The sequence below is a fragment of the Pseudoalteromonas porphyrae genome (assembly GCF_001298125.1).
In the GTDB taxonomy this organism is placed as follows: domain Bacteria; phylum Pseudomonadota; class Gammaproteobacteria; order Enterobacterales; family Alteromonadaceae; genus Pseudoalteromonas; species Pseudoalteromonas neustonica.
In genome coordinates this window covers 22240-37669 of record NZ_LHPH01000032.1, presented here as the reverse complement: position 1 = coordinate 37669, position 15430 = coordinate 22240, and the positions used below count along the sequence as shown (strand labels likewise).

Below are 15430 nucleotides of genomic sequence, written 5' to 3'. Positions count from 1 at the left end.
TAAGAAAACAATTATCAGCATTTTCCAAATTTTAATTAATTGGTTCGAAAGAGCGAATTAATACCAAATTTGCTTGGTGACAATAGCGTTTTGGACCCACCTGATCCCATGCCGAACTCAGTAGTGAAACGAAACAGCGCCGATGATAGTGTAGCATTTGTTATGTGAAAGTAGGTCATCGCCAGGCTCCAAATAAAGAAAGCCCGACTCATAGAGTCGGGCTTTTTTACGTCTGCAGGAAAGTGAAAAAGCGAGCAAGGTGGCGAGTGTCGCTCGGGCGTTCACCTGAAAGCAGTACACCCTCATATATCGGCTGTTGCGATAAATCACGACCGACGGTTTTACAATCAACTTGCAGGTATTTTATTGTAGGTCATGCTTTAGCCTGAAGGCATAAAAGAACACCACGAACTCCTCAGAGGTCAAAATACGCCTTTAAAGCAGTTTAACCCCTTTATATTAATCACATGTAATTGATGATCTATTTTAATCATGTGCTACTTGTGAGCAAAATTGGCCAACATTCAAAACTTTCCTACACTACACCAAAGATGCGCGATTAAAGACTTGCTATCAAATTGTTCGCCAATTTCTTAAAGTTAAAAACCGTACGGCTGTTGTAAAAGCAACAGGTGTTATACTTTATTGTGGTCTTAGCCTACAAGATTGTTAAAGTAAATCTGACTTCAATCAGCAAGCCATTGAAATAAAATGTTATTTTCGGTTGTGTTGTTCACTCTGAGTTCTAAAAGGGAGCTTATTGAGTTAGATTTAAGATCTAATATAGGATTGCCTTTATTTTCCTCTAAAGTAACATTGTTTTTAAGACCTTTTTCGGTTACTTCACAGGTACCATTTTTACAAATGACATCAGGTTCTGGCCTAATTAGCCGCTTATCAGAAGTCGTTATAACATATCGATCATCAACCCCTGAAAAGCCTTCAAAAACCTTAAAATTTTCAGTTGAAAGACTTGGCTCTATTCTCGCTTTTATTTCTATCATATGTTGTAAAAATTGGTAACTACCCCGATGAGACAATGCACTTAAGCCTGGCTCAGTCATAAACGAAATGAACCCCTCATCTATATCAGATGAAGATAGTTTTTTCTGACTATCAAGGATATTATTTATCGTAGCTTGATCTTTATCCGTAAAGCTGACAGCAAGCTGGTATCCTTCACCGTTGAAGTGGCCATTATTAAAATTATTAAGTATCTTCCCATCGTCATGCATTCTGTAACCACCAAGATCACTGGCAAACTGACGTATATACTTAAAATCTATATTATTATTATCAGCATATTCATAGATATTAGCTAATAGTTCTCTATCTCCTTGTGTCAAAAACTCATAAGAACTTCGCATTAAGTTAGATAAGGACATCCCATCAGTGCCGCTTAAAATTTCTGATTCAGTACCACCAAAAATATCCATCACCATAGTTTCATAATAATGCTCAGACCTGCTTATATTTTTGCTTTTTTCTAAATCCCGTGCATCTAAAATAGACTCAAACTGTGATGTTGCTTGTGAGCTATATTCATCGGAAACCATCGCTTTACTAAAAAAAGAAAAAGAGTTCGTATGAGATGATAGTAATTCTTCAAATGATGCTAGTGCGGTAACGTTACTTTCGTATTTAAGGCTGTCTCGTTTTAGATTTGATAGGTTTTGCTGATCAAGTGTGTGCCATCTTTCATATGCAGCTACTCTCTCTGAGCTGCTAAATGTATTACTTGTGTCTAATGCTATCGTCTCAAGTTTTGATTTGGATAAATGTTCAAATTCCCATTTTGCTGTGGCAACCTCATCACTATTTATTTTTGCATTTGAAGAGAGTATTTCCTTATGTAGAGATAAATTTTGCTGACTTAATTTAGAAATATCAATAGAGCTTTTGGCCTTACTTAATTTCGACGATAATGAAGAAACCGATGCATGTATTTCTATATCCTTACTTTTTTTGGGGTCAGATTGTGGCTGAGGAAAAGCTTTTCTCGCATTTAACAAACTTCTCTTGATATCAGGTATATCCATACTATTGACCCTCTAAACGAAAATAGACTCCTTTGATTAAATTTGGAGTCTAAGGTGTTAATTAGTTAGTTGTGTAGTTAAAAGTTATACTTTCTATTCTATTTGGTGTTGAATAATGGAAAGTACCAGTTGCTTCAACTCTATGAACAATTGATACTTGAATACCTGGTTTGAAGCTCTCACCATTAAATACTGTTACCTCTCCAGTAGAGTTTGGCACAATTGGTTCGCACTTAACGGGATTGTTGTTATATGCTCGATAAAAGCACAATTCAACAATCTCGCCAAAAGAATCTGGGTAATTTGCAGATGTGTAATTAATCCCAGTAATTTTACCTGTTTTACTCTCAAGTGGAATATCTCTTAAATCGCCATGCAGTATAGGAAATAGGGACGATGACAAACCACCGGCAGAGCTTAATACTAGCATCCTGCTTGGTTACTTCTCTTTAGTTATACAGAAATCAGCGGCGAATGTTTGACTGCTTAAAAATAGCGAAGACATTAGAAAAGCGGCAATGGATATTTTCTTCATTAAAAATTCCTTATTATAATTGAAGAGTTCTTCATTTTTGGTTTTGTACCTTTTTAAATTATTTTAATGAGACAACATTGTCAATGTAATAAGAATAAATCATTCAGCCTAGTTAGATAGGGTCATACTATGTATTGGGTATTTGTACATTTAAGTATCCATTTTTAATTGAGCAGTTTTTAAATTCAAATGAGAGAGCGTCCAACTAAATTTGCAAAAACCATTACTAGATTAACTCGCTGAGCTTATGTTTATAAAGCAGAGCACTTCAAATTTTTGAGGGGGTTATCGTATAGAGTGTTTGTCGGCTATGAGGGGGAGCTCGTGTCACCTTCTAGTTGCCATCTAGCTAATTAAAAGTTGAGTGCAGTAAAACATAGGCTTTGACCTTTAGAAAATATCATCTTGTTGCAATTTCATCCTTGGTTTACTTTCTGAGCTGTGTAAAACTAGGCAGGTTAATTTAGAAAATCAGGTGACATGAATGTCGAATATAAAAGCTTGGAAACTTATAAGCCTGTTTTGTTTGATAAGCTTGCTTATGGGCTGCCAATCGAAAGAAGAGCAGTTGCAACAAACAATTCAACAATCTATTGCTAAAGCTGAAATTGAGTTAAATGAACTCGGCAAAGCATTGGATAATGGCTCAATTCGTAATGCGACACTATTGAGTGAATATGCACGTATTATCGCAAATGAAAAACCGGAGTTATCACAGGTTGCATCTGTTATAGCACAAGACGCAACTCAAAAAGGTGCACTTTATGCTGGCCTGACACAGCGTCTTACCGATATAAAAAGCACTTATTTAATCCCTCCTTATGAAGATTCTTTACAAAATTTAGATTTGTTGCGCGATGCCGTCAAACCTACTTTGTTTGCTGATGCATTGACTGATCCGATTAATATGCTTGCTGATATGTCAGGGGGCTCTTTAGCACGAGTTGGAGCAATTAGCCAACAGGCTGAAGGCGTTGGTGAAGGTAATCAGCTAGTCGGCAATCCTAACTACGGCAATTGGCAGACTAACAGTAACGGAATTAGTTTTTGGCAGTGGTACGGCATGTATCGTATTTTAGGTGATGTGTTTGATCGCGTTGAATATGGTAGCTGGAGTAAACGTCGTAAATATAGTTATTACAGTGATTATGGGCGCTCACGCTACTCTAGTCCCAAGCAAATTAAAGCGCAAACTGCGGTTGAAACCCGCACCAGACAATCATATCAACGCCAAGGTAAGCAATTCTCAAGCCCGTATGCTTCTAAAAAGACAGGTGCATCAGGGTTAAGTCGCAGCAGTTATACGCCACCTAAAAGCCGTAGTAGTTATAGCAAAGGCTCTGGAACGGTGAGAAACAGCAATAATAGAACCTCTCGTGGCGTAAGTCGCGGTAAGTAAACGGCTATTTAAAGAATTAGTGTTGGAGTGTAAATAATATGTACGAATTTAATGGAATAACAATGTGGTCACTACAAGCGATAGCGATCGATTTCGCAATTATTATCGCTTTATTTGTGAGTCTAAAATATATCAAAGGCTGGGTATCAAACTTACACGCGAATGATGAAATTACAGAGCGCGATAACTTTGCGTTTGGAATTAGTTTTGCTGCTGGTTTAGTTGCATTGGCCATTGTTTTAACTGGTGTAAGCAGTGGCTCATTTGCTGCAACGCTACAGCAAGAAGCGCTGCAAATGACGGCTTACGGTTTATTGGCAATTACCCTAATTAAGTTAGGGCACTTTTTTCAGGATAAAGTGGCTTTACGAAAAGTTAGCTTACATGATGAGATAGTAAAAGGTAATGTCACAGCGGCAGTGATTGATTTTGGCCATGTTGTGAGTGTTGCAATTGTCATCCGTTCTGCACTATTTTGGGTCGCAACAGATGGTTGGTATGGACTTCCAATTGTTATTGCTGCATTTGTGATTGGTAGCATTGTACTTTTGTTAGTAAGTCAGTATCGAGTGCAACTGTTTAAGCGTACAAATCGCAGCGGCGATTGTTTGCAGCAGGCTATTGTAGATGGCAATTTGGCTGTTGGGATTCGTTATGCTGGTTTCCTAATCGGTAGCGCACTTGCGATTACTGCTGCAACAGGTATTGCACCGTATGTTGCTGATAATATTAGTGCTAGTTTGCTTTACTGGGCTGTAAGCGCAATGATAAGCCTGCTTGTATTTATAGTGTTACATCTGATCACAATCAAAATTATTCTATCAGGTTGCGATATTTCAGATGAAGTTAACCGTCAGAAAAATGTAGGCGTAGCGGCTATTTCAGCAGCGGTATCGTTTGCTGTTGGTGTTACCATGGCTACATTACTAGGCGCATAAAACTTGTCACATTCTAAGCAAAGCCCAAGTAAGTACGCCTTACTTGGGCATGATTTTTTATTAATTACTGTTATGGCCGTACTTGCCGGGTGTGGCCTTATATATGAATATCTTTTGTCGCATTATGCCGGGCGTGTATTAGGCTCTGTTGAAAGTGCTATTTATGCGATGATTGGCACCATGATTGTTGCTATGGGGATCGGTGCATTTTTAGCGCGCTGGTTTAAAGATGCGTTTACCGCTTTTGCATGGCTAGAGAGTTTGATTGCACTTGTTGGTATGGGTTGTATTTTAGCAATAGCGAGTATCATTGCTGTAAGCTATTCATTACCTCATATTTTTTCTGAGATATTCAATTTACCTGCCGATACCATATTAAATGGTTATGTGTTCCAACAGCTTCAAGATTGGTCTCGATTTTTACCCTATGTGTTTGGCCTATTACTTGGTTTATTGATTGGTATGGAAATACCGTTAATAGCGCGTATTCGTCAGCACGTTTATGGCCGCTTTTTAGAAAATAATGCAGGCACTATCTATGGTGCAGATTATATTGGTGCCGGTATTGGCGCGGCTATTTGGGTGAGTATCATGCTGTCTATGCCGATTATGCAAGCAGCCGCATGGACCGCTTTGTTTAATATTATTGCAGGGCTGGCATTTTTATGGCGTTATCACACCCATGTACGTTTCGCCAAATTATTACTTGTATGCCATATCCTTTTGCTCGTGCTATTTGCTTTTATTTTAGTGCTTGGCAGTAGCTGGATGAAAAATTTAAGTAACGTATTGTATAAGGATAAAGTTATTTATTCTGAAGCGACTAAATATCAGCACTTAGTACTCACAGAGCGTTTAAGCCTTAATCAGCCAGAGCCTATTACAGATCTTTATTTAAATGGACGTTTACAGTTCTCTAGTGTTGATGAGCAGATTTACCACTCTATGTTAGTTTATCCTGCGATGTTGGCTTCAAACCGTCATGATAATATTTTGATTGTGGGTGGTGGCGACGGTTTAGCATTAAGAGATGCACTAAAATGGCCCGTTAAAAAAGTTACTTTAATTGACTTAGATGGACAGCTACTTGATTTATTTGGTTATCCAAGTGATGAGTTTATTGCACCTGCTGAGATCACTGCACGTTTAAGTAAGCTTAATAATAATGCGATGTTAGATCCGCGAGCTAATATCATTGTTGGTGATGCATTCTTAGAAGTCGAGCGGTTGCTCGGTGAAGGGGAGCGCTTTGATACTATAATTATTGATTTACCGGATCCAAACCATCCCGACTTAAATAAAATGTATAGTGATTATTTTTACAATCACGTGCGTCAACTTCTAGCTGCTGATGGGGCCATGGCAGTGCAGTCAACGTCACCGTACCATGCTAAAAACGCATTTTTAAGCATTGGTAAAACAGTGAAAGCAGCTGGATTTAAGCATGTTGAGCAGTATCAGCAAAATATTCCGTCTTTTGGTCAGTGGGGCTGGACGATTGCAACAACCGCAGGGAAACCTGCCAGTGCCAGAATTAGCGATATAAAAACGCTACCTATTGCTTCTAGGTGGATCAGTCAAAAATATTTATTGGCTTCATTTGTGTTTCCAAATCATTATTTTGAACAAATAAATGATATTGAAGTCAATCAATTAGGCACAGGTACTTTGTATGATTATTACCGAAGTGCGTGGCAGGTAGAAAGCGAATTATACAAAAATTAATAAAACATGGTTGACATAATATGTCGTCCGTGCGAATCTTAACTCAGACATAATATGTCAAACGACAAAAAGGCACAGACATGGAATTAAACGAACTTTCAATAAAATTAGCGGCTTTTGAAACTGAAGGCGCTAACTTTGAATCTTTCTTGATTGCCAATCCAGGTGAGCAGGATGTGTTACAAGTCATTGTTGATGGAAATGATGAACTTCCAATTTTTGTTACGCAAACACAAGAGCAGTTATTATGTATTAGCTACTTGTTTGACGAAAATGAAGTTAAAAGTGAATTACGCAACGAATTAAACGAAACATTACTACGTTTAAACGTGCCAATTCCGCTGAGTGCATTTGCTAAAATCGATAACAAATACGCGATTTTTGGTGCACTGTCGGTAAACTCATCATTAGATGATGTTACCCACGAACTAGTGACATTAGCAGATAACGCTATAGATGCACTAGAAGCCGTGACTTTGTATTTAAATGATTAATAGCTAGTTAGTGGAGTTAAGATTATGAGTATTTTGAAAAAATTATTTACAGCAGTACGTGGCGGCGCTCGTGAAGCAGGCGAAGCAATTGTAGATGCAAATGGCATCCGTATTTTTGAGCAAGAAATTGCTGACGCGCAAAATGCTCTTCACCGCGCTAAGAAAAGCCTTACGGAAGTAATGGCTAAAGAAATGCAAACTAAGCGTAAAATTAGCGCTGTAGATGCATCAATCGCTGAACATGAAGCATATGCAGGGCAAGCGCTTGAAAAGGGCAACGAAGCGTTGGCGCTAGAAATTGCAGAAAAAATTGGTGATTTTGAAGCTGAGAAAGCTGAAAACGAACAAGTATTATCGGGTTTTAGTAACCACATTGTTGCCCTTAAGCAGCAAGTTAAAGACGCTGAGAAATCGATCAAAGAAAATCAACGTCAGCTTACTATGGTTAAGACGACTGAAAGCGTTCAACAAGCGACAATGGCTGTTAACAGCACGCTAAATACAAACAGCTCGTCTATGACGTCGGCTCGTCAATCTTTAGAGCGTATTAAGCAACGTCAGCAAGATCGTAGCGACCAGCTTGGTGCAGCTAAACAGCTTGAGTCTGATGTAAACGGCGATGATCTAAAAGCAAAAATGGCTGAAGCAGGCATTGGCGATTCAAGTCCAAAAAGCGCTGATATTTTAGCTCGCATTAAAGCGAAGCAAAATAGCTAATATTTACGTCCATATTTTAAAAAGGTAACCAGGCTTTCGGCCTTGTTGCCTTTTTTGCTTAAAGGCAGTCTCCTATGTTTAATTTTTTTAAATCTAAAAAAGAGCCAGAGCGTCAGCTTAATCATGCCAGCGAACTTAAAAAAGGCGACATGTTTAGCGTTATTGATTCGTTTGCTTACCCTTCGTGGTTAAAAGGCGAAACATTGCGTGTTATTGATATTCAAACGTATCAATATCAGCACAGCAGTGATACTGAATTTGTACTTGAAACAAACAGTGGCCAAGTTGTTTTTTTACAAATTGAGCAAGACGATGGTGAGGAGTGGGCTAACTTCTCAATAAAGATTCAGCGCGATGAAGTTGAAGAGATTTTTGGCTTAGATGAGTTTTCGCGTATTTTTGATGAAGATTCACTGACACAAATTGATGTACAAAATACACCTGAGCGCCACATGCAGTTTTTAGCTAAAAGCTATCAACAAAGTGAGTCGCCTTATGTTTGTTATTTTCATAATAAAGATTACCGTGGTCAAACCTTGCCTCGTTATGAGCAAGAAGGTGGTGAACCATGTGAGATGATCTGTTTAGCATCGCCCGATGAAGGCTTTGGCTTAAATATTGAAATTTGGGATGGCGGTGAAACAGAGGTATCACTTACGCTTACGCGTCCAATGAGTGATATTGTTGATTTGTTTCCTGGAGACGCAAAGTGAGTGATGCAAAGGCTAAATGGCAGCGCCAAGAGCAAGCGGTTAGAGCAACCCAAATGGCCTTTGATTTAAGCAGTGAAGTACAAAAATCGATAAAAAAACAAGCGATTGACCAAGAACTGACACCATCAGATATGATCCGTAAAATTTTGGCTCTTGATGTAAAATCAAAAAAGACGCGGCAGCGATTGTCGTTTAATCTTAATGACGAAGAGATCGCCTTACTTGCAGATCGTTTTGGGGTTGCAGTCGATGATAAGCGCGCAGTAAAACAGCAAGTTGCTGAACTGTTAATTGCACACACAAGTAAGCGCTAAGCTTTGCCTTATTGAATTTAAGCCCTTACACTGAGGGCTTAAATTATTAAAGAATGAGCTGCCGTGAATATACTGTTAATCGCCTACCTACTAATATTTGCTTTATTTGGTACTGCAGCAAGTTATTTTGTACGATTTATTTATGCCTACTGGATAAAAAAACAAATGCCAGTACAGTATATTTTTAAGGCCGGGGTTTGCATCGTGGCGGTTGTAGTGATTTCCTCATTGCTTCCATTAATAACATAGTGAATACCATATTATTTCAGGTCAAAAGACTGGCACCGCTGAGCAATGCATAATGCTTGAATAGGTAAAATCGGTAAGCAATCACTTAATCCGTTCGCTTTATTTTCAGCCGTTTCTTGTGCAGTAATTTGACGTGCTAATTGCTCTGCTTTTTCTTGTGGCGTTTGTAACGTTGAATAGACTACATACCGGCTCGGCCCACCGCAGGCACGTTGCCCGACTTCAAGCACTTTACATTGAAAGCTGGCTGTACAGTTATTTTCTTGGATCAACTCACCCAATGCTTTGTTAGATTTAGATAAATCTACATTATTATTTTTTGAAGAGCCAGCAGTATTAGCACAGCCACTGAGCATCAGCAAACCAGTTGCGGTAGCTAATAATTTAGAATAAGAAAAACGGCTCATACTATTATCCCTTAATAAACACTTGCTGCAGAGCCTTCAAGTTTAACACATTTATTTTCAATGCATTGAGCACTTGGTTCAGTTAGGTGTTGGCAAATACTTATCATACCCGTTTGCGCATTAAATTGGCTTTCTAATGAAGTGATTTGCTTTGCTGATGCGAGCACTTCTTGCTCATCGGCTGATTTAGTTGAATAAGCAACATAGCTACTCGGGCCGCCGCAAGCACGACTGCCAATAGCTAATATTTTACACTGAGTATGGTCATCACACTGTGGATCGCTAATTAAATCTTTTAACTGTTGGTGAGCGATACTAAGACTTTCTTTGCTGGCTACAACGTTTGTTAGTGGGTCTACTTTAGTTGTTTGATTGTCTTTAATAAGGGCTGCGGGAGCTGGGCTTAGTTGAGCGTGCTCTGAAGTGTCAGAGTTTTCAGCCACAGAGTTTGTAGTGTTAGAACCTGATGTACCAGCATCTGAGCATGCAGATAAACATAACGGCAGCAAAACAGCGATAAGAGATAAGCGCATAATAACCTTCACAGTGATGAACAAGTAATCACCATCATACACTTTGCAGATTACACAGCAATAAAAACTATGGCATTCAAAGGTTAAACCCGTCGCTGTGGACGGGTTTAATATTTTTTATAGCCCGCCTTGAGTTAACTTTGCGGGGTTAAGTAAAGTTTCCAGCTCGCTACGTGATAGATCTGTTTCTTGTTCGGCAATATCGAGTATTGGGCGACCTTCTTGGTATGCTTGTTTGGCTATTTTAGCGGCTTTAGCATAGCCAATTACAGGGTTAAGTGCGGTTACTAAGATTGGGTTTTTAGCGAGTGCTTTATCAATATTAGTTTGATTAACTTTAAAAGAGCGGATTGCTTTATCGGCTAAGGCTTGGCTACTATTTGCTAGCAGTTCGATACTTTGCAAAATGTTATAGGCGATCACAGGTAGCATGACATTGAGCTCAAAGTTGCCTGATTGGCCTGCAACTGTAATCGTTGCATCGTTGCCAATCACTTGTGCGCTGACCATAGCAGCCGCTTCAGGGATCACAGGGTTTACTTTGCCTGGCATAATTGAAGAGCCAGGTTGTAATGCTTCTAACTCTATTTCACCAAGGCCCGCCAACGGGCCGGAATTCATCCAACGTAGGTCGTTAGCTATCTTCATTTGTGCGACGGCAAGTACTTTTAATTGCCCCGATAAAGCAACAATCGCATCTTGCGATCCAATATTATAAAAGAAGTTTTTACTCGGTGTAAAACGTACGCCAACATTGGCGCTGAGGTTTTTACAAAATTGCTCCGCAAAGAGAGGATCAGCATTTATACCAGTGCCAACTGCGGTGCCGCCTTGCGCTAAAGCTGACACGCCGTCTAAGCTGAAGCGAATACCCGCCATCGCAGTATCAACTTGATGTTGCCACGTGCTAAGAGTTTGCGCGAATGTAACTGGCATGGCATCCATCAGGTGGGTACGGCCAGTTTTGACAATGTCACCCACTTCAGATTTTTTACGCTCTAGCGTTTGTGATAACTGATCTAGCGCCGGGAATAATTCATACACCACGTTTATAACACTGCTCACCGCAATGGTTGTGGGGATCACGTCATTAGAGCTTTGGCCCATATTTACATCATCGTTAGGGTGAATAACTTCATCACCATAACGACTTGCCAGTGTTGCAATTACTTCATTCGCATTCATGTTGGTACTGGTACCTGAACCAGTTTGAAACACATCAATAGGGAAGTGCTCTAAATGTTGACCATCAATGATCTCTTGGCATGCACGTTCGATTAACAGTGCTTTATTTTTACTTAAATGACCAAGTTCGTTGTTGCTTTGAGCTGCGGCTTGTTTGATGTACGCAAGAGCAGTAATAAACTGTTTTGGCATTACTAAGTCGCTAATGCGAAAGTTATTTACAGCTCGTTGAGTTTGCGCTTGATAAAGTGCTTCTGTAGGGACTTGTAGTTCGCCCATGCTATCTGATTCGGTTCTAAATTCGCTCATAAAAGCTCCTAGAAAGGGTTGAATTCGTGACTGAGAATACGGGCTTCACGCTCTAATATGAGGTATTTCCCGGTACTATTATGGCTTCTATAAAAGCGCTTTAACGCCAGTAAAGGTTTATACAGTTGCTCTAAACATTGCTTACGAATGGCACAATGAATTAAAGAGTCGCACATTTTGTTGAGGATTTCATGAAAAGTACGTCTTAGATAGAGCTCTTGTAATAGCATGCTATTATTTTTTTCGTAATAGCGTGCAGCACTCAAACCAGCTTCAATATAATTTGCAACTAACGCGGGAGCATGTAGCCCCGGACGTTGACAAACACATTTCATTTGCTGTTGATAATAAAGCATAGCTTGATGTTCATGCATAAGAAAACCGATTAACTGTAACGATAATTGTTATCATTACAGTTAATCGGTTTCGGTGCAAGTCACAAATTGTAAATAATGACAGGAGGCGAGTTGTTTAATTATAGCCAAGGATAAATATTTGGTCGGTTTCATGTGTTAATGCCTGATTTTTTTGTGATAGTAAATCAATTACAGTAGCACGTTCATCGCTGCCTAGTTTATCAGTCACTGGTTTTTCACTTGCTGCAACTGCAGCGTCTAGAGCGGTGTAAGGGGATATATACATAGTTTTCTCCATTTCGTTGATTCGATTAAGAGAGTGCATAACCCATACCATGATTAAATCTTTTTTTTACTACATTGAATATTAAAACATTTACTTTAAATGTGGTTTTTTTGCGCGACATTATGAAGGATATTTGTTTTACTTGGGGGCATAATTTACCAATATTGGTGCACTGCAATATGATAAAACCTTTCTCACAAGCCTGCGAAAACAATAAGAGCCCAATATTACGTGGCATCATACCCCATTTGGCGCATGCTGAAAGCGTACTCGAAGTTGGCTCTGGTACGGGTCAACATAGCGTGCATTTTGCTGCGAATTTGTCTCATTTACAATGGCACACCAGTGATCGCCTTGTGAATCACAATGGCATTAAACAATGGATTGATGAAGTGCAGCTGAGTAATTTACACGCCCCCATTGAGCTAGATTTAAATAATCCATGGCCTGTAAGTACCGTTGACGCAATCTATACCGCCAATACTTTGCATATCGTGAGTAAACCATTGGTTGAGCAATTTTTTACTGGCGTGAGCAAGCATCTAGTCGCAAAAGGCATTGTGTGTATTTATGGACCGTTTAAATACAATGGCGCTTTTACTAGTGAAAGTAATCAGCGCTTTGATGAGTTTTTAAAGCAGCAAGATGAGCAAAGCGGCATTCGTGATTTTGAATGGGTACAGCAATTAGCCGTAAAAGCAGGTTTAACGTTTGTTGAAGATATCGCTATGCCTGCCAATAATCAGTTATTAATTTTTAAACGTCTGCTTTAAAAGGTAATAACTCAGCGCACTGTTGGTGATAGATATGTATATGTTGGCGTTCACGTTGTAAGTAATCTGCGATTGCAGGGCGAAAGTTGCTATCTATCACATTATGCACTGAGTGGGTAAATACTGGGGCAAAACCACGGGCTATTTTGTGCTCGCCCTGCGCACCTGAGTGAAAGCAGCTAAGTTGGTGCTTAATACAATACTCAATACCTTGGTAATAACAAAGCTCAAAGTGCAGGCAGTCTACTTCTTCAACGGCTCCCCAATAGCGCCCATATAATGTGTCACTACTTTTAAAGCTCAGCGTTGCTGCAATGACTTCACCATCATGTATTGCGTGCATGATCACCAGTTGTTCGGCCATTAAGGCATGCAGTAAAATAAAAAAATCATGGTTTAAATAGCCCATGTGGCCAGAGCGCTTTAAATAAGTCCGTTGGTAAAACTCACAAAACTGGCTCATCACCTCTACAGTGATTTGTTCGCCCTGTAACCAGTTAATAGTTATATTTTGCTGTGCTATTTTACTGCGCTCTTTTTTTAAAGCTTTACGCTTACGCGCGGTCAGATGCTGTAAAAAATCATCAAAAGTAGCGTAGTTTTGATTTTGCCATTGAAACTGCACACCAGTACGATGCATGCCTTGATGAGAGGTGAGATGTGATACTTGCTGCTGTGTGCAAAAGTTAATGTGCCAGCCAGACCAACCTTGTTGTTCACACTGCTTTGTTAAAAGCGCAGTAATGTATTGATATACTTGATCTGGTTGCGCATGGTCAATCGCTATACGCTGCCCTTCAATAGGGCTAAATGGAGAGCCCGATAACCATTTAGGGTAATACTCTAGGCCATGCTTTTCATACGCCTGCGCCCACGCCCAGTCAAACACATATTCACCATATGAGTGGCTTTTTAAATAACCGGGGGCCAGTGCCACCAAAATATCATTTTGATAAATAGCTAAATGTTGTGGTTGCCAACCAGTCGTGGCAGATACGCATTGGCTTTGTTCTAATGCAAATAAAAACGCATGGTTCGTAAAGGGATTATCGGTAAAAAATTGCTGCCAAACGCCAGCCTCAATCTCACTAATGCTGGCTAGCCAGCGGTGACTAAATGTGGTCATTATTGATTACCTTGAAAGCCTTCAACCTGCTTTATAAACTGTTTTATATAATGTGCTTGCTCAGTAAAATAAGGGTTATAAGTCAGGCGTTGAAAGGTTGGAAATGCGGCAATATTCTCAGCAGTACGCTCGCCAATATTAGGTGTTTTGGTTGTTTTACACAGCTTATATAATGCATCGTCATCAAGATAACTACCGCAATTACGATAAACATCAGCTATGCCATAATAAGGGTTGTTTGGTGAGTTAACGACGGCGATATGGGAAATGCCATGAATGTTTTTACAGGTAGAACTTTTGCACTGCGGGTTTAATAGTGTGTAATCATCGGGAAAGTCACGGGTGATTTTTGTTGCATCACCATAATAAACCAAGGTATCTAAACGGTTAGCTGGGCGTGCTTTTACATCGTGTAATGCCGTTAATAACTGCAGCGACGCACGAGTATCTATCGTGGTATCGACATCACTCATCACTGAAAAAATAGGCAAGTTTGGTAATGGCCGTTTTATTAATGTTGATAACGCGATAGAGTGCATTGCATCATCGGCGGCGGTTGCTGCATTAAATGGAAATGACTCATATTTTGCAAAATCAATATCGGCATCTTTATCTATCCAGTTAATGAAGGGAATACGGTCAATCCACTTGGCAAGCCAGCCATTTTTATTATGTGGTTCTGTCGCGGGTGAAAACAGCATAAGCGCTTTTATTTTCGAGTCAACTGGTTGCACTGTTAAGTAATTAAGTAAAAGTGCGGCACTCGTAGAGTAGCCCCCTAAAATCACCTGATCAAAATCTTTAACTGTGCGCTTGATTGCATAAGCTGTTGCTTGCTGCCATTGCTTGGCGTTTATATTACTTAACGCATCAGCGGCAGTGCCGTGACCGGGTAATAATAAAGTTCGAACTGTATAGCCTTGTTGAAAGTAAATTTGGGCTAGATCGTGGTAGGTAAATGGCGAATCAGTGAGCCCGTGTATTAATAACACGGCTTTATGATTGTTATTTTGGCGTAATTCAAATGGCGCTATCAAATCAACAATATTTGGTGTGCTTGTTCGCTGTTGTTGTTTAACTAGGTGTTGATAGGTGTCAGTCAAAATAGGGCAAGGCATAGATGCACGTGGATTTTTAGCTAAAATATATTGATATGCAAACGCTAAATAATCACTAAATGCGAGATCCGTTTGATACGAAAAATCGGTAGCAAGGCGGCTACTTTCAAACCTTAACAGGCCTTGTTGTTTACTTTTCATAATATAACTTAGATCCGCTAACTGATTAATACAGTTAGTTTGAGCGAGAGTAATATTAGAGGTGACAAGTAAA

Annotated in this window: 18 protein-coding genes and 1 rRNA gene; 10 read left to right on the top strand and 9 right to left on the bottom strand. The window is 39.5% G+C overall.

Annotated features, from left to right (window positions below):
* Nucleotides 1–72 precede the first annotated feature (72 nt).
* A 5S ribosomal RNA gene (rrf, locus tag ADS77_RS20060) occupies nucleotides 73–187 on the top strand.
* Between the two features lie 499 nt (nucleotides 188–686).
* Here rrf and ADS77_RS20055 read toward each other — a convergent pair.
* Both ADS77_RS20055 and ADS77_RS20050 read right to left on the bottom strand, forming a co-directional pair.
* On the bottom strand, nucleotides 687–2039 hold the full coding sequence (locus ADS77_RS20055; RefSeq protein WP_054455986.1) for a hypothetical protein: 1353 nt from the start codon (nucleotides 2037–2039) through the stop codon (nucleotides 687–689).
* 61 nt (nucleotides 2040–2100) lie between these two features.
* On the bottom strand, nucleotides 2101–2469 hold the full coding sequence (locus ADS77_RS20050; RefSeq protein WP_231659118.1) for a hypothetical protein: 369 nt from the start codon (nucleotides 2467–2469) through the stop codon (nucleotides 2101–2103).
* Nucleotides 2470–3058: 589 nt separating this feature from the next.
* Between ADS77_RS20050 and ADS77_RS20045 the strand changes: the two genes are divergently transcribed.
* From ADS77_RS20045 to ADS77_RS22810, 8 genes are all read left to right on the top strand, one after another.
* Nucleotides 3059–3973 carry a hypothetical protein gene (locus ADS77_RS20045; RefSeq protein WP_054206821.1) on the top strand — a complete coding sequence of 305 codons (915 nt, stop codon included), beginning with the start codon at nucleotides 3059–3061 and terminating at the stop codon, nucleotides 3971–3973.
* 38 nt (nucleotides 3974–4011) lie between these two features.
* Entirely contained in the window at nucleotides 4012–4911 is a 900-nt protein-coding gene (locus tag ADS77_RS20040) for a DUF350 domain-containing protein (protein WP_054455984.1), read from the top strand.
* A gap of 72 nt (nucleotides 4912–4983) precedes the next feature.
* Nucleotides 4984–6636 (top strand): polyamine aminopropyltransferase, encoded by a 1653-nt coding sequence (locus ADS77_RS20035; RefSeq protein WP_405630448.1) that lies wholly within the window; start codon nucleotides 4984–4986, stop codon nucleotides 6634–6636.
* Between the two features lie 80 nt (nucleotides 6637–6716).
* A complete protein-coding gene (locus ADS77_RS20030; protein WP_054206818.1) occupies nucleotides 6717–7130 on the top strand; it encodes a YjfI family protein in 414 nt (137 codons plus the stop codon).
* A gap of 24 nt (nucleotides 7131–7154) precedes the next feature.
* Nucleotides 7155–7847 carry a PspA/IM30 family protein gene (locus tag ADS77_RS20025; protein ID WP_054206817.1) on the top strand — a complete coding sequence of 231 codons (693 nt, stop codon included), beginning with the start codon at nucleotides 7155–7157 and terminating at the stop codon, nucleotides 7845–7847.
* 74 nt (nucleotides 7848–7921) lie between these two features.
* A complete protein-coding gene (locus tag ADS77_RS20020) occupies nucleotides 7922–8560 on the top strand; it encodes a DUF4178 domain-containing protein (RefSeq protein ID WP_054206816.1) in 639 nt (212 codons plus the stop codon).
* Nucleotides 8557–8874 (top strand): hypothetical protein, encoded by a 318-nt coding sequence (locus ADS77_RS20015; RefSeq protein ID WP_054206815.1) that lies wholly within the window; start codon nucleotides 8557–8559, stop codon nucleotides 8872–8874. The genes ADS77_RS20020 and ADS77_RS20015 overlap by 4 nt, the downstream gene beginning before the upstream one ends.
* Nucleotides 8875–8937: 63 nt before the next feature.
* Nucleotides 8938–9123, top strand: coding sequence for a hypothetical protein (locus ADS77_RS22810; protein ID WP_082355731.1), 186 nt, complete (start codon nucleotides 8938–8940; stop codon nucleotides 9121–9123).
* Nucleotides 9124–9134: 11 nt separating this feature from the next.
* On the opposite strand, the gene ADS77_RS20010 is transcribed toward ADS77_RS22810, so the two are convergent.
* The 5 genes from ADS77_RS20010 to ADS77_RS22550 form a co-directional block, all read right to left on the bottom strand.
* On the bottom strand, nucleotides 9135–9530 hold the full coding sequence (locus tag ADS77_RS20010) for a hypothetical protein (protein WP_054455982.1): 396 nt from the start codon (nucleotides 9528–9530) through the stop codon (nucleotides 9135–9137).
* An 11-nt stretch (nucleotides 9531–9541) separates the two neighbouring features.
* Nucleotides 9542–10063 (bottom strand): hypothetical protein, encoded by a 522-nt coding sequence (locus tag ADS77_RS20005; protein WP_054455980.1) that lies wholly within the window; start codon nucleotides 10061–10063, stop codon nucleotides 9542–9544.
* Nucleotides 10064–10180: 117 nt separating this feature from the next.
* On the bottom strand, nucleotides 10181–11557 hold the full coding sequence (locus ADS77_RS20000; protein ID WP_054206812.1) for a class II fumarate hydratase: 1377 nt from the start codon (nucleotides 11555–11557) through the stop codon (nucleotides 10181–10183).
* A gap of 8 nt (nucleotides 11558–11565) precedes the next feature.
* Nucleotides 11566–11931 (bottom strand): hypothetical protein, encoded by a 366-nt coding sequence (locus ADS77_RS19995; protein ID WP_054455978.1) that lies wholly within the window; start codon nucleotides 11929–11931, stop codon nucleotides 11566–11568.
* 97 nt (nucleotides 11932–12028) lie between these two features.
* Entirely contained in the window at nucleotides 12029–12199 is a 171-nt protein-coding gene (locus tag ADS77_RS22550; RefSeq protein WP_167349710.1) for a hypothetical protein, read from the bottom strand.
* Between the two features lie 179 nt (nucleotides 12200–12378).
* Between ADS77_RS22550 and ADS77_RS19990 the strand changes: the two genes are divergently transcribed.
* Nucleotides 12379–12972, top strand: a complete 594-nt coding sequence (locus ADS77_RS19990; RefSeq protein WP_054455977.1) for a DUF938 domain-containing protein — start codon at nucleotides 12379–12381, stop codon at nucleotides 12970–12972.
* Here the strand turns inward: ADS77_RS19990 and ADS77_RS19985 are convergent.
* Together ADS77_RS19985 and ADS77_RS19980 are read right to left on the bottom strand one after the other, a co-directional pair.
* On the bottom strand, nucleotides 12956–14098 hold the full coding sequence (locus tag ADS77_RS19985) for a GNAT family N-acetyltransferase (RefSeq protein ID WP_054455970.1): 1143 nt from the start codon (nucleotides 14096–14098) through the stop codon (nucleotides 12956–12958). The two genes, ADS77_RS19990 and ADS77_RS19985, sit on opposite strands and share 17 nt — an antisense overlap.
* Nucleotides 14098–15357, bottom strand: coding sequence for an alpha/beta hydrolase (locus ADS77_RS19980; RefSeq protein ID WP_316244669.1), 1260 nt, complete (start codon nucleotides 15355–15357; stop codon nucleotides 14098–14100). The genes ADS77_RS19985 and ADS77_RS19980 overlap by 1 nt, the downstream gene beginning before the upstream one ends.
* Between the last annotated feature and the right edge of the window lie 73 nt (nucleotides 15358–15430).

Excerpts from the sequence above, each read along its gene's own strand:
- ADS77_RS19995 (WP_054455978.1), bottom strand. The coding sequence starts at position 11,931 with ATGCATGAACATCAAGCTATGCTTTATTATCAACAGCAAATGAAATGT.
- ADS77_RS22550 (WP_167349710.1), bottom strand. The coding sequence starts at position 12,199 with ATGTATATATCCCCTTACACCGCTCTAGACGCTGCAGTTGCAGCAAGT.
- ADS77_RS19985 (WP_054455970.1), bottom strand. The coding sequence starts at position 14,098 with ATGACCACATTTAGTCACCGCTGGCTAGCCAGCATTAGTGAGATTGAG.
- ADS77_RS19990 (WP_054455977.1), top strand. The coding sequence starts at position 12,379 with ATGATAAAACCTTTCTCACAAGCCTGCGAAAACAATAAGAGCCCAATA.
- ADS77_RS20030 (WP_054206818.1), top strand. The coding sequence starts at position 6,717 with ATGGAATTAAACGAACTTTCAATAAAATTAGCGGCTTTTGAAACTGAA.
- ADS77_RS20025 (WP_054206817.1), top strand. The coding sequence starts at position 7,155 with ATGAGTATTTTGAAAAAATTATTTACAGCAGTACGTGGCGGCGCTCGT.
- ADS77_RS20005 (WP_054455980.1), bottom strand. The coding sequence starts at position 10,063 with ATGCGCTTATCTCTTATCGCTGTTTTGCTGCCGTTATGTTTATCTGCA.
- ADS77_RS20045 (WP_054206821.1), top strand. The coding sequence starts at position 3,059 with ATGTCGAATATAAAAGCTTGGAAACTTATAAGCCTGTTTTGTTTGATA.
- ADS77_RS20000 (WP_054206812.1), bottom strand. The coding sequence starts at position 11,557 with ATGAGCGAATTTAGAACCGAATCAGATAGCATGGGCGAACTACAAGTC.
- ADS77_RS19980 (WP_316244669.1), bottom strand. The coding sequence starts at position 15,357 with ATGAAAAGTAAACAACAAGGCCTGTTAAGGTTTGAAAGTAGCCGCCTT.
- ADS77_RS20040 (WP_054455984.1), top strand. The coding sequence starts at position 4,012 with ATGTACGAATTTAATGGAATAACAATGTGGTCACTACAAGCGATAGCG.
- ADS77_RS20035 (WP_405630448.1), top strand. The coding sequence starts at position 4,984 with ATGGCCGTACTTGCCGGGTGTGGCCTTATATATGAATATCTTTTGTCG.
- ADS77_RS20055 (WP_054455986.1), bottom strand. The coding sequence starts at position 2,039 with ATGGATATACCTGATATCAAGAGAAGTTTGTTAAATGCGAGAAAAGCT.
- ADS77_RS20050 (WP_231659118.1), bottom strand. The coding sequence starts at position 2,469 with ATGCTAGTATTAAGCTCTGCCGGTGGTTTGTCATCGTCCCTATTTCCT.
- ADS77_RS20020 (WP_054206816.1), top strand. The coding sequence starts at position 7,922 with ATGTTTAATTTTTTTAAATCTAAAAAAGAGCCAGAGCGTCAGCTTAAT.
- ADS77_RS20010 (WP_054455982.1), bottom strand. The coding sequence starts at position 9,530 with ATGAGCCGTTTTTCTTATTCTAAATTATTAGCTACCGCAACTGGTTTG.